Origin of the sequence: Sporofaciens musculi, from assembly GCF_009830285.1 — a bacterium.
GTDB classification, from domain to species: Bacteria; Bacillota; Clostridia; order Lachnospirales; family Lachnospiraceae; genus Sporofaciens; species Sporofaciens musculi.
This window is the reverse complement of sequence record NZ_WUQX01000001.1, coordinates 2,025,568-2,038,832: the sequence shown is the minus strand read 5'-3', so window position 1 is coordinate 2,038,832 and position 13,265 is coordinate 2,025,568. Positions and strand designations below refer to the sequence as shown.

The window sequence follows — 13,265 nt, the reverse complement described above, 5'->3', positions numbered from 1 at the left end:
TTCTACTCCACCACACCGTCTCTCTACAAATGAGTATCTACCAAACACCCGAAAAACGACTACTTCTCCCATAGCTTCTCACACAGACCATTATACTCCGGCAACTGATCTGTGTAAGGCTTTAGACGCTTCTTAATCCTGGCACGCTCATCCGCATCCGCTTCATATGTGGCATGGTCATTCTGGGTCCTCTCAAGAACATCATCTGCAATCTCGTTAAACAGAATCCAGCAGAGCTTTCCGGCATCCGTAATCACATGACTCTCCATGATCTCCTGACGCTCAAGGTTAATCTGCATCAGGACATATCCCAGCTTGTCCGACCAAAGCCATTCAAGATAGGGGCTGGCTTTTATGTAGTCGCCAAATACCCTGCAGACCTTCTCCACGTCTGCATCTCTTTTCGCCTCTTGAAACATTGTGTCTTCCTCCTCCTGTTCCTAATTCTATAGATACATAACTATTCTATCACAGGATACAGGGGGAAATGTTAATGTAAATATTGGTATATTTTATTTGTTCGCCATTTCACTAAGCTCTGTAAGCATGTTGGGAAGTTCTTCCTCCATGTTCTCCGCCGTAAACTGGCAGGTTCCCACCTTCCGATGGCCTCCGCCATGGTATTTCAGCATCAGGCTTCCCACGTCAATACTTGCAGTCTTATTTAAAATACTGTAGCCTACCGCTGCAGAACAACCCCGTCCTCCCCGTCCGCTGACAATCCATACAGAAAGGTTCTGCTGCGGATACATGCTGTAAATCATAAAACGATTGCCTGTATAAATGGGCTCCACACCTCTTAAGTCCGTGACAATGACATTTCCATCCACCACAGTATGCTCTGTGATCATCTTCCTAAACTTCACCGTCTGCTCAATGTACGTCTCAATTCTCTCCTGAACATCCGGCAGGGCAAGTATCTCCTCGGTTCTTAAGGTACGGCAGGCATCCATCAGCTTCTCCATCAACTGATAATTGGAAATAGAGAACTGTCTCCATCTTCCCAAGCCTGTCCGCGGGTCCATCAGAAAACCAATCAGAATCCATCCTGATGGATTCATAATCTCTTTCACGGACAGATTACCCGAATCTACCTTATCAACCGCTTCCATCAAGTCATCAAACTGAGGAAACGTCTTTTTTCCTCCGTAATACTCATATATAATTCTTGCACATGACGGGCTGATGCGGCTCTCCCCATTATACCGCCCCTCAAGCTCCATTCTCTCATGCTCGCTGGAATGATGGTCAAACCATAATCCGCAGCCATCCACAAAAGGCACATTGGCAAGACAGTCATTCTCATCAATCTCAAGCAGACCGTCCTGTATATCCTTTGGATGTGCAAACTTCCAACTGTCTATGATGCCTGCCTCCAGAAGCAATGCCCCGCATGCCAAACCATCAAAATCTGAACGTGTAACTAGTCTCATGAATCTTCCTCCTACTTATAATATATTATGCTCTACGGACAATAATGTATTATGTCAGCTCTCTTTGTGGTTAGTATAGCATATTCGGTGTATTCAGGCAAATATAATTTACAGATATTACTGAACTAGGTTCTTATTTTCCAGATATTCTAAAAGGATGAGCAGGAAAGTATTCTCAATTATAACGCAGGAAAACAGACAGTCACTTTCTATACAAGATTTCTTGCATAATTTACGAGTTCCAACTTGCCTATACCCTCTCCACTCGACTTCCCAATCTGCTTAAAATCTCATTAGAAATCGTTCCCGCACGTTCTGCCGCCTCGCAGGCCAGTATCTCCTGTTCCCCGCTTTTCCCGATAAACACCGCCTCATCTCCGGCAGATACCTTCGGAACATCCGACACATCCAGAAGCAGTTGGTCCATACAGACCCGTCCAACCACAGCCGCCCTGTATCCATTTACCAAAGCATACCCTTTATTAGACAATTCCCTGGGAATTCCGTCCGCATAGCCAATGGAAGCCGCCGCAATGCGCATCTCCCTGTCCGCCCGAAAGGCAAGGCCGTAACCAGCCGCCTCATTTTCATGCAATGCCTTCACACATGTAATCCGCGCTTTCAGAGACAGCACCGGCCTTAGCTCTGCATCAGCCTTAATCCGATCTGACGACATACTAAGGGTCCCATAAAGGGCAATCCCCACCCGCGCATAGTCAAATTCAAGCTCTGGATAATTCAGCACCCCATAACTCCCCTGTAAATGGGTCTTAAAACCAACAATCCCTCTCTGGTTAAGAGCCTTTACTACTTCCTGAAATTCTGTAATCTGTTTCCTGGTAAATGTAATCTCTGCCTCAGAATTCCCATCCGACGCACTTAGGTGGGAGTACACTCCTGTAATCTTTAAATGCTCAAGCCTCCAGATTTCACAGATATTTTCCACATCCTCGCTTCGCTCTCCAAGACGATGCATCCCTGTATCAATACCCACATGAACCCATAAGGGATGACCATAATCATTCAGCGCCCTGGCATAAGCCAAGTCCACTACCGTCTGTGTCAACTGATAGTTTACCAAGTCCTGAAACTGACAAGGGGACGTATATCCCAGAATCAAAATCTGCCCTGTAATCCCTGCCCTGCGAAGCTCTATCGCCTCACTTGCAGAAGCCACGCAGTAATCCTTGATTCCCATCTCCGCCAGTTTAAGCCCAATACGCACAGCGCCGTGGCCATAGGCATTTGCCTTGACTGCCGGCATTAACGCACAGCCCTTTGGAAGAAGCTTCTGAAGCTGCTTCACATTATGGGTCAGATTGTCCATATTCAGTTCAATCCAGGCCCTCCCTTTTTGATATTTATCATGATTGCTTCCCATTCCAAACCTCCTCATAACCTTATTACATAACGTCCGTAAGCTGGATTACGGCATGCCCTTTGGGTATATCTTCACACCGTCTTTTAACCGGACAAATAAAAACGCCCCAAGCAATGACACCCCGCAAACCGAGACATACTGTACAAAAGTATTGTCAACCAGCACTTTTGTAAGCCCTAACCCTTTCGCAAGCCCGCGAAGCACCACAATCACCGCCGGATGAAGCACATAGAGAACCAACGACCCTTTTCGTGTAAATGCCGGCGCTTTCCCTGGAACCATCAGCAATAACTGAAACAGAAAAAACATAGTCGGAAGGAGAGAAAAATACATACTGTTATGCCTCTGCCATTTCAGGCTGTAAGTAAGGAAGCCCTCTCCCACAAGAAGCAGCGCCGACAGTGCCAGTCCACACACACAGACCCTTTTTGGACACATCCGCTCTATACAGGCAATCCCTGTTCCAAGCAAGAGGAAGACTGGCGCGAAGAATATTCCGTTTCGTGTGTAACTGCTAATCTGAAAGATGCCTTGATACGCCGCCTCCATCCACCCGATTCCCTGGATTGCCCCATAGTAACTGTCACCGAACAGTCCAATTATGTACGCAATCACTGTGATAACCACCGCCGTCCCAAGGGTAATCCTAAAATTTCGATTCCCCTCACATTTTCCAGTTAAATCACCAAAGCGTAAGCCTCTCCTCCCTGGGCCAAGCAGCGCCGCCACCAGCAGACATCCAACCAAAACCGCCGGAAAATACCACAGATGGTAAAAGGTTCCGTCAAACAAAAGGCCTTTCATCCATCCAAAGAAGCCTTGGGGCAGATTTCCTGAGTAAATAGTAAGCGGCAGATACAACGCTGTGACCGCCAGATACAACGCTGTATTCTTCACCATAAATTTATAGAAGGAACGTTTCCTGCGAAATCCGCTTTTCACATAAGGAGCAAGGACAAAATACCCTGTTGTCATAAAGAAAAATGGAACCGCTACCCTAAAAAGACAATAGGTCAGCAAAAAATCTAAGTCTCTATTCCAATAGGAAAAGGGTGCGATATGGATTGCGATCACCATAAATGCGGCTGCCATCCGAAAATAGTCTATTCCGGCGGACCGTACCGAACACATTTTCCTTTCGCTGCTCATACATGCTTCACGATTTCCGTTTCTCATGCAGTTTCCCTCCAAAGGCTCAACACAACGCCCCCTTCATTAGTTCCCGAAGCCTGGCAGCCTGCCCCTTCCGGCACATCAAGAATCATGGTTCTGTTATTTTCCAAAGAAAGGTAAGTAATCTCAACCCAATTTCCGGCTTCTCTGAAAATATACGGACGTCCCCATCCGGTGTCATTTTTTAAGAACCCTATATACTCCTCCAAAGCCATTCCTTCATGAGTCATAATCACAGAATGGGGGTATCCCACATAACGGAAATGCCATGGCTCTGCCCCGATTCCCGTGATCCCTTCCTTTAAGGCCGCGTATCGCTCTACAAATCCGAAATCTGCCATCCTCTCCCGAAATCTCTGAAAGATTCCCCTATATGGGAATCGGGGACAGATAAAATCAATCTTGGGAGAATTCTCTGCCAGGTCAATCGCATATCCACTTTGATGCTCGCTGTGTCCTGGTACTGCTACGAACTTTCGGGTAAATATTTCCCCGTTCTGAGCCATGGACTCCTCCCATATTTTCTCCTGCTCACCCTGGGTCCGATAGCCGCTGACTGCAACAATCTCATCCTTACATCCAATGTCTGCCAGCAATCCCTGTAACGCTTCGGCCGCCTGCTTCTCTAGCAAAATATCCGGCTGGCTGGACACTCTGGGCAGAAACGGCGCTTTCATTTCCGGATTAGGAAAAATCGACTGCAAACTTAGCCTATCCCTTATCCTGCCCAACGAAAACTCTGGCGTTACCAGAATCAGGCTTCCACTATAGGTATGTTCCTTCGTAAATGTAATCTTTTCCATCCTCATACCCCCTGTCCAAGCAGACGCTCTATCACCTCAGCAAAGGACAAGCCGGCCTCTTTTAGCATATTGGGATATCGGCTATGGGAGGTAAAGCCTGGAATTGTGTTCACCTCATTAAAATAGATTTCTCCCTCAGGCGTGAGAAACATGTCTACTCTTGCGAATCCGCTGCACCGAAGCAGCCGGTAGATTTGAAGCGCTGTCTCCTTAATTTCTTCTGCCTTTTCGGCCGTAATCCGCGCCGGCACATGGATACTGGAGGTTTTCAGCGTATATTTCTCCGTGAAATCGAAAAACCCGTCAGATAACTCAATCTCATCCACCTCTCCAATGACTGGCTCACTCGTTCCAAGCACCGCGCAGCCCACCTCAAACCCCTCAATCATTTCTTCGAGAATCACTGTAGAATCATGCTGAAACGCCTCCCAAATCGCAGGAATTAATTGTTCCTTACTCTGCACCTTTGTGATTCCAAAGGAAGAACCAGAGCGGACTGGCTTCACGAATAAGGGATACCTAATCTCTCGCGCCTTTTCCCAGATGTCTTCCTTTTCTTCTATTTGACAGGAATCCTCAAGCACCACCGAACGCGCCGCCTTTATTCCCCCCATCCGTACAATCTGGTGAGCCAAATCCTTATCCATGCATAACGCTGAGGACAACAGACCGCATCCAATCACAGGCACTCCCATCAATTCCAGCAGCCCTTGAAGGGTTCCATCCTCCCCATTCTTTCCATGCAGGATTGGCAAGGCCCCTGAAAGAGAAATGGTCTTGATTTCTGTTCCCTCTGCATAACAGATACCATGGACGGTTCTGTCAAGAGAGGGGAATACTGGCCTGCAATTTTCTTTGGTCTGCCAGCGGTCTAATGCAATATCCTCGATACTGCCCTGATACCAGAACCATTTTCCTGTATTGCGGTCAATGCCAATCAGGATGACACTGTATTTTTCTGGATTAATATTTTGAATCACGGAACAGGCTGACTGCAGAGACACTTCATACTCCGTGGAACAGCCGCCGAAGAATACGGCTATGTTTTCGTCCCTTTTTGCCGCTTTAGAATCACTCATTTTACATTTCCTCCTTATTGGATGTTATCTTAATCTTACAGTAAAATAAGTCTCTTTACTTTGCTATTCCGTTGTTTTTTTCCTAAGATATCATGAATAGTTATTAAGAATTTATTTACACTTTTCGTAACACGCTCTTTGGCCGGAGTTACAATCCAATCTTTTTTGCCCTGCATAATGTTTTGACAAATCACGAGTGTGTCAAGTAAATGCCTTAAATGAACAGGAACGTTTTCAGCGGTTTTACCGATATTCTATTCATTGGGGGCTCAAACAAAAAAAGCTACTCCACCAATTCCATCTTGATAAAGATGTACGTCCTCATATCTTGTATGAAATTCTGCTAATACGGAAATCAATTCATTACTAACCTGAAATTATATTCTGCGATAAAATAAATACAAGTATTTAACACCCAAATAAATCCCGTTATATTATCTTTACTTGCTAAATTCTGCACTTTTAATATTTCAGTTAAATCCAGTCTTTCAAAATATTCTTTATATTTGTGCTTCGGGATCTGATATTGTCCGTATTGAATTCTATTAGCTTTAGAAATATTCTGATATATAACCTGCTTAAATATACCTCTTATATACTCCCAATACGTTAGATTCATATGAACATATTCCTGTTTTGCAACCTAATCTACCAACTGATATTTTGCTGTCGGTAAAATATGCTCTGCAACCACTTCTTGTAAAGCATTATCAATAACATATTCCATGCTGTTTACTGAAGATATTTCTAAAATTTCACCACAGCACTTTTTCCTTTTTTCTATATCACTTACTTCAAATCGCTTTTCAAGCAAGTCATCTATTCGATGTGGAAAATCAACCTTTGAACCCAATATAGTTTCTTGTTCTACTAATGCTTTATATTCCTTTCCTGGCTGCAATGATACTGGAATCTTCCGTTCAGCAAAATCATCATCTGGCAATTGACATAAATGCAGGTATGATTCAATCATAGGATAATTAATATACAGCTTTCCCATGTCAGCAGCATCAACAAAACATCATTGCATTTTTAAAATCTTTTCTTCCGAGAAATTTGTATCATGTCGCTCATAATCAAATACTAAAACTATATTTGTGAAATCTTCTTTATACTGAAGTTTATCTGGGTATTGTTTCTTACTAATAACAAAGGGCAAATCAATATCCATATTTTCCTCTGCCCACTCCTCACCATACTCTTTCACTATATCGTTATATAACTGATAGATATTTGTTCCATAAATCCAAATTTCATCCATGTTGATATTGATTTCAGGAAAACATTTAAAAATCAACCAAAATAACTTATTTTTTTCATGATGCCCCTCTACGATCAAAAGGTTCTGGCTTCGCTTTCTTACCCTGCCCCGATAATTATTCATATTTATCAAACTCCCCACTGATGTACATCTTTTCAAGATTGTGTCCTTCTCGCAGTTCTCTTTTCGTCGCATTACTAAGTGCAGTCAATGTACCTGCTCTTGATAAAATAAACAAACAATCTGGCCGCATCAAACGATTTGTCATCAGATTCGTATTATGAGAAGTCATAACAATCTGACATTTAGGATATCTTCTCTTAAAAAGTTTATGACTTTCTCTGACATTTCATAATGATAAAATGCGTCAAATTCATCTAAATATATAAAAGATGGATCCCAATTTTTAGGAATCAATCGCCTATATAGATCAACTAATGCTAAAGTTCCACTGGATGCAGTTTCATAAAAAGGTACTAATTTCTCATGTCCAAAATATAATTCTCTCTGACCATCTGGTAATCTTTGTAAGATCAATTTACATTCTATACCCATTTCATTAAGAAAATCTTCTAAATCTTTTAGTCTATTTGAATCCTCCAGCAACTCATAAAAATATCATTTATTCTCCTTGGAAGACTTAACCTTGCATCTTCGCTTGTAATTATAAGCATTCTTCTGACATAATTAGCTAATTTAATTAAAATAGAATCATTACTCAATGCAACATTACTTATCAACCATCTCAAAAATGGTAGCTTAGGCTCTTGAAGTTCTTCTTCATCACCAATATCTACTGATTGCAAATATCTATCTTTACTAGCTGTTTCTGCATTTATATAGTTAAGATTCTCAAAATTAAATTTATTATTTTCAAAATCACAGCTAAAAATAGTTTTTTTGTCAATGTGCAATTCTTCATTCCTAAGTTCTTGATTAGAAAATCTAGCATAGCGATATATTAATTCACTATTTTCAAACCTAAATTCATATGAAAAAACCGCCGTCTCGTCTATTGAATCTGCATTGAGAAATACTCCTGTATCAATATAACGCCGCCCACCAAACATTGTTGTACATATATCAATTAACGCCTTTCCCAAATTTGTTTTTCCTGTCGCATTTCTACCATAAATCAACATTTTGCTGATCATTCCATCAGTGATACAATCTGTACTAAATTGATACCCCGCAGTATTTGCAAAATCTATAGCTATTTCATTTTTAAAATTTTTAAAATTTTTCAATGTAAATTTCTTTAACATTTTCCTGCCATCCTTTCCTAAAGATTATTTGCACACAAATCTATGATTACAGTATAACCATTTTTGCAACCTTTCACAATAGATTCCCGTAATTTTTTTACGGGAAGTTTGTATTATTGTTTTTTATATAAAAAAGACATCCACCTAAATAAAAGATGAAATGTCCTTTAATATATAGTTTGCCGCTGTTACGCTGCTTTCTGTTGGTGTCTCAATGTTACGTTTCCATCAGGCAATACCACATTGAGACCCCGCAAGAAAGCGATAGTTAATTTCTACTTTTTGCTTGCGATCTTTGCCGGTTCCCTCTGCCTGATACACATAAATGCTATCAATCAGTTCTACCAGCATAGAACGGTTCAGCTCTGTTACAGTTTCATACTTGCGTATGGTTTCCAAAAATTGATTGGTGCTCTGGGTTTTCTTTTCCTCGGCTATGATCCTTGCTTTCAAATCATCCCTCTTTTGGGTGAGCTCTTTCTGCTCGTTCTCATAAGCCGATGACATTTTCTCGAAACGTTCGTCTGAAATCTTCCCCAAAGCATTCTGCTCAAATAGCTTCATAATTACACTGTCAATTTCCGCAATCCGTTTTTCAGCTATTTCCAAGTCCTGCCTGAATTGCTTGATTTTCTGGCCACCGCCCTTTTCGCTCAATTCGTGCATTTCTTCAATGAACTGATCGCCCAGGGCTTCCATGCTCTTAATGTGTTTCTGAATATCGCCCATAACAATCTGCTGTAATGCGTCATACGAAATTGCGTGCGTCGTACAAAGATTGCTGTTTCTCGCATAGGTCCTGCAGCGGAATCGCGGCTCCCTTCCATTTGGATTTGAGAACGCCATATTGCGGCCGCAATCCGGGCATTTCACAAGTCCTACAAACATGTTAGGGCGTCCTGTCTTGTTGGGGCGTTTCTTCACGCTGATAAATTTCTGTACCAGCTCAAAGGTTTCCTCGTCCACGATAGCCTCATGGGTATTTCGGACTATGATCCATTCCTCTTTAGGAACCGATACCAGCTTTTTGTTCTTAAATGATTTTGTCTGTGTTTTATGGGACACCATGTGGCCCAGGTACACTTGATTCTCCAAAATCATTTTTACATTTTTCCCTACCCAGTCTGTCGGAAACTTGAATCCGGTGCTTGTGTCCAGTGTGCCGTTCTTCATTGCCCGGTATGCCCGCGGGATTAAAATTCCATCCTCGCATAGAGCCCTTGCAATCTGATGTACGCTGTTGCCTTGCTTCGATAATTCAAAAATACGCTTGACGGTAGGCGCTGTTTCCGGGTCAACCAGTAATTGGCGTTTGTTCTTTGGATCGACCATATAACCATATGGGGCAAAGGAACCGCAAAACCCGCCATTCAAAGCCATTGTTTTCTTGACGCTGCGGATTTTCTTTGATGTGTCACGGGCATAATATGGTGTTAGTATATAAGTGTGGACAGGAAAAGTTGAACAACCTATACTATCAAGTGAAAAAGCAAAGGAGATGTTTTACATGGCGAAAAACCAGAAATCTTACACTCCGGAATTCAAGCAGCAGATCGTGGATCTGTATAATGCCGGAGGAACCTCGTATCCGCAACTGGAGCGTGAATATGGCGTAAATCGAAGCACACTCAGCAACTGGGTAAAACAGCTCTCCCCATCAAAGTATCCGGGGAGGAGACGGTCACCCTTAAGGAGTATAAGGCTCTCCAGAAAGAAATCCAACGCCTTAAGATTGAGAATGAAATATTAAAAAAGCGACCGCCATATTCGCGAAAGAACAATAGCCGAGATTGTTTCCTTTATCCAGAACAACTTAACCCGCTACTGTGTATCTCAGCTTTGCAGCGCTCTGAAATTCCCAAGGAGTACCTATTACAAGGCTCTGGTTTGTGTACCCTCAAATAAGCAGAAGGCATATGCGGAATTCGGCAGGAAAGTGAAACAGGCATATGATGACTCAAAACAAAGGTATGGGGCTGTCAAAATATGCCGTGTGCTGAATGATAATGGTACACCTTGCAGCGTCAAGAGGGTGCAGAGGCATATGGCAGAGCAGGGACTGCGCTCTATCGTAGTAAAGAAGTACAATCATCATGCCAACCATGGCAGCATCCCGGAGGATAAGAAAAATATCCTGAGGCGTGATTTTGGGACGGAGACCATCAACCAGAAATGGTGTACGGATATCACTTACATCCATGTACAGAAAGAAGGATGGACCTATCTGGCTTCTGTCATGGATCTGTGCAGCCGAAAGATTATAGGGTATGCCTATGGCACATCTATGACGGCGGAACTGGCGGTTAAAGCGGTAGAAAACGCATGCCTGAATGTCAGGGATACCGAGGGGATCATCCTTCATAGTGATCTTGGAAGTCAGTATACGAGCCAGGCATTTGAAGACTGCCTGGGCAGTAAAGGAATCCTGCATTCATTTAGTCGTAAGGGAAATCCATACGATAATGCCTGTATGGAATCTTTCCATTCCGTACTGAAAAAGGAAGAAATCTATCTTCATACTTACCAGGATTTAAGGGAAGCTCGCAGAGCAATCTTTAAATACATAGAGGGCTGGTATAACCGTAAACGGATCCATAGCTCTATCGGTTATCTGACACCACAGCAAAAGGAGGATGAGGAACTCAAAAAAGCAGCATAATCTTTCAACTTTTTTTGTCTAAAGTATTGACATAGATCCAATACTCATTCATAATGGATTTGAACGGCATCATTTCATTTTCATCAAACCTTGTGTCAACATCGTCATTCAGGGCAATAAACAAAATGTCATTGTTTGGGAAGATTTCTTCCACATAGTACATGAACATGGCATTGTTTCGCCCGAAACGCGACATATCCTTGACCATGATACCGGTTGGCCTTGTATCTTCCATAGCATCCTTAATCATACGGTTCAGGTCTGGTCTGTCAAAGGTAGTTCCAGAAATGCCATCGTCCACATATTCGCCGATCACTTCAAATCCTTTTTCCTTTGCATGATACCTTAACATCTGCAACTGGTTGGTAATGCTGTTGCTTTCCTTATCAGCATCCCCGTCATCTTTGGATAAACGTGCATATAATCTAACTGGAAGTTTTGTCTGCTGTTTTAACATTTCTGCTCCTTTCCAACAGCAAACAAACTACTCTGTACTCTATGATTATACCATGTTTCCAAACTTTTTTCAGCCATTTGCTGCGTTGTTTTTTCGGCTAACCGGCACTGTTTTCCTGCTCAATTTCCTTTTGTATCAGTCTTTTTATCAAATGCTGCAACTGGACCGTTCCAGAAAAAGTTGCGGTTACATAAAATGTCGTATTCCCTATCTGGATCGTGTCTGACTGTTTTTGGTTCTCCATGTTCCACCTCATTTCCGGGTAACAAAAAAGCACCATCGCTGGCGCTTTCCTGTCATTTTACATTTATAACTTTCCGCGAATACTCCCTGCCCTGCAGGTCAAGCTCCGCATAGACCATATTGTTGTCGTTAAGTTCTGTCTGGCCCGTCTGAATACAGGCCGTGTCAAGTATCTGGTTTATCCATTTCCCTTTTTCCGTATCAGGGCTTTCGTGGATATGCCCGTGTAAGGAGAGCAGCGGCTGTTTCTCTTTCAGGAAATCATAAATATCCACAGAGCCTATATCCAAATCCTGATACAAAAGCTGCCCCAGCCTCAATCCGGCAGGAGGCATGTGCATCACATAGACTGTCTGCCTGGGATTTTCCGGTTCCGGCAAATCTTTCAGAATATCGCACATAAGTGGAAGTTCTGTCCTTGAATACTCCAACCAGTTATATATCCTGTCATAGCCGTATTCATTGGAAATACCCGCGACAGGGCTTAGCTGCCTCTGCGGAATATAATGCGTTTCTGTGACAACCCTGTCCTTGCACCCGAAAGGATGGTCTAAAATATAGTTCATTCCAATAAACTCATATTCACCGATACGGACCTTTTTACCGGCTATATTATGGATATTTCCAAATTCCCCGCAGACTGTATCAAACAGTCCATCCACTGACAGAAGATCGTCATTCCCCAGCATGGCAAGATATGTAATGCCGTGCTTTTCAAGTTCCGAAAAATAGTCCCTTAAAAATCCATTGATAAACGAAGGCTGCTCCAGATGTCTTTCACCGAGTTTAGGAAGCATATCCCCGCCATTCACAATGACGCCGATATTTTTCTTAATGGCAATGTCCAGCGTTTTACTGTATTTGTTCTTGTCTCCATGCAAATCTGTAACATATAATATTTTCATGCTGCATACCGCCTCTTGTACTAATTTCAAAAATCTATCTTTCTGATTATACCATATCATGGGATAACTTTCAGCGCGTTACTTTGTCTTTTGTCGGAGATACTTTGTATTGATACCCCCTTTCCGTGATTTCCATATTCCTTCATCAAAACCACATGAATAGGTCGGACCTGCAGTATCTAAGACCACAGACCCGGCCCATTATATCTGATTTCGATTAGCTGCCGTATTTGCCACGCCCCCCGGCAAGCCCTGATCTACCAGGGCGGGGCTGTTACAGGCTGCGGAGAGCTTATCCGCATCATAGCCCCGCATACGCCGCCGCTTTGCCAGAGCAGACGCACGCCGCAGGAACTCTCCCCAAGTCCTTAGGGAGCCGTGAAGAAGTACCATTATGATCTGTGCCGTCATCGCGTCCAGCCTGCCACAGCCGTTTTCGTGAGTTGCGTTTATCGCTCGGACAGCCTGATTCATCACCTCCCTGGCTGTCTGTCACCGCGCCGCCCCATCTGCCGCTCGGAACATAGAATAAAGTACCTGTAACAGCGTATATTCGGTTGTCAAGGAGCAAGCGAGGGGCGTGGCAGTTATGACATTATTTCAGTT

At 43.0% G+C, this 13,265-nt stretch carries 17 protein-coding genes; 2 read left to right on the top strand and 15 right to left on the bottom strand.

Annotated elements, in window-relative coordinates:
- Nucleotides 1-59 precede the first annotated feature (59 nt).
- The 11 genes from GN277_RS10190 to GN277_RS10150 all read right to left on the bottom strand — a co-directional run bounded on the left by GN277_RS10190 (nt 60) and on the right by GN277_RS10150 (nt 9,775).
- Nucleotides 60-419: a hypothetical protein gene (locus GN277_RS10190; protein ID WP_159750940.1), complete on the bottom strand. Its 360-nt coding sequence runs from the start codon at nt 417-419 to the stop codon at nt 60-62.
- 93 nt (nt 420-512) lie between these two features.
- A complete protein-coding gene (locus tag GN277_RS10185) occupies nt 513-1,433 on the bottom strand; it encodes an exopolyphosphatase (RefSeq protein WP_159750939.1) in 921 nt (306 codons plus the stop codon).
- A 250-nt stretch (nt 1,434-1,683) separates the two neighbouring features.
- Nucleotides 1,684-2,814 carry a serine racemase VanT catalytic subunit gene (vanT, locus tag GN277_RS10180; protein ID WP_159750938.1) on the bottom strand — a complete coding sequence of 377 codons (1,131 nt, stop codon included), beginning with the start codon at nt 2,812-2,814 and terminating at the stop codon, nt 1,684-1,686.
- Nucleotides 2,815-2,859: 45 nt separating this feature from the next.
- Complete coding sequence (locus GN277_RS10175) at nt 2,860-3,990, bottom strand: acyltransferase family protein (protein WP_159750937.1); 1,131 nt, start codon at nt 3,988-3,990, stop codon at nt 2,860-2,862.
- Nucleotides 3,987-4,790, bottom strand: coding sequence for a D-alanyl-D-alanine carboxypeptidase family protein (locus GN277_RS10170; protein ID WP_159750936.1), 804 nt, complete (start codon nt 4,788-4,790; stop codon nt 3,987-3,989). Before GN277_RS10170 ends, GN277_RS10175 begins: the two co-directional genes overlap by 4 nt.
- A gap of 2 nt (nt 4,791-4,792) precedes the next feature.
- Entirely contained in the window at nt 4,793-5,869 is a 1,077-nt protein-coding gene (gene vanG, locus GN277_RS10165) for a D-alanine--D-serine ligase VanG (RefSeq protein ID WP_159750935.1), read from the bottom strand.
- 643 nt (nt 5,870-6,512) lie between these two features.
- Complete coding sequence (locus tag GN277_RS30120; RefSeq protein ID WP_244324667.1) at nt 6,513-6,842, bottom strand: hypothetical protein; 330 nt, start codon at nt 6,840-6,842, stop codon at nt 6,513-6,515.
- Between the two features lie 48 nt (nt 6,843-6,890).
- Complete coding sequence (locus GN277_RS30115) at nt 6,891-7,253, bottom strand: hypothetical protein (RefSeq protein ID WP_244324666.1); 363 nt, start codon at nt 7,251-7,253, stop codon at nt 6,891-6,893.
- Nucleotides 7,254-7,418: 165 nt separating this feature from the next.
- Nucleotides 7,419-7,685: an ATP-binding protein gene (locus GN277_RS30110; protein WP_244324665.1), complete on the bottom strand. Its 267-nt coding sequence runs from the start codon at nt 7,683-7,685 to the stop codon at nt 7,419-7,421.
- Nucleotides 7,686-7,711: 26 nt separating this feature from the next.
- The gene (locus tag GN277_RS30105; RefSeq protein ID WP_244324664.1) at nt 7,712-8,395 is read right to left on the bottom strand and encodes an ATP-binding protein; all 684 of its coding nucleotides are present in this window, start codon (nt 8,393-8,395) and stop codon (nt 7,712-7,714) included.
- A gap of 228 nt (nt 8,396-8,623) precedes the next feature.
- Nucleotides 8,624-9,775, bottom strand: coding sequence for a recombinase family protein (locus GN277_RS10150; protein ID WP_280178602.1), 1,152 nt, complete (start codon nt 9,773-9,775; stop codon nt 8,624-8,626).
- A 127-nt stretch (nt 9,776-9,902) separates the two neighbouring features.
- Between GN277_RS10150 and GN277_RS30100 the strand changes: the two genes are divergently transcribed.
- Both GN277_RS30100 and GN277_RS10145 read left to right on the top strand, forming a co-directional pair.
- Nucleotides 9,903-10,145, top strand: coding sequence for a transposase (locus tag GN277_RS30100; protein WP_244324639.1), 243 nt, complete (start codon nt 9,903-9,905; stop codon nt 10,143-10,145).
- Nucleotides 10,146-10,160: 15 nt separating this feature from the next.
- Nucleotides 10,161-11,054, top strand: coding sequence for an IS3 family transposase (locus GN277_RS10145; protein ID WP_322101285.1), 894 nt, complete (start codon nt 10,161-10,163; stop codon nt 11,052-11,054).
- Between the two features lie 4 nt (nt 11,055-11,058).
- Here GN277_RS10145 and GN277_RS10140 read toward each other — a convergent pair whose 3' ends face one another.
- From GN277_RS10140 to GN277_RS10130, 4 genes are all read right to left on the bottom strand, one after another.
- Entirely contained in the window at nt 11,059-11,511 is a 453-nt protein-coding gene (locus GN277_RS10140) for a recombinase family protein (RefSeq protein ID WP_159750934.1), read from the bottom strand.
- Nucleotides 11,512-11,608: 97 nt separating this feature from the next.
- Nucleotides 11,609-11,755: a hypothetical protein gene (locus GN277_RS29410; RefSeq protein ID WP_204162732.1), complete on the bottom strand. Its 147-nt coding sequence runs from the start codon at nt 11,753-11,755 to the stop codon at nt 11,609-11,611.
- A gap of 52 nt (nt 11,756-11,807) precedes the next feature.
- Nucleotides 11,808-12,659, bottom strand: a complete 852-nt coding sequence (locus GN277_RS10135; protein ID WP_159750933.1) for a metallophosphoesterase family protein — start codon at nt 12,657-12,659, stop codon at nt 11,808-11,810.
- A gap of 201 nt (nt 12,660-12,860) precedes the next feature.
- Entirely contained in the window at nt 12,861-13,133 is a 273-nt protein-coding gene (locus GN277_RS10130) for a hypothetical protein (protein WP_159750932.1), read from the bottom strand.
- Nucleotides 13,134-13,265: the final 132 nt, after the last annotated feature.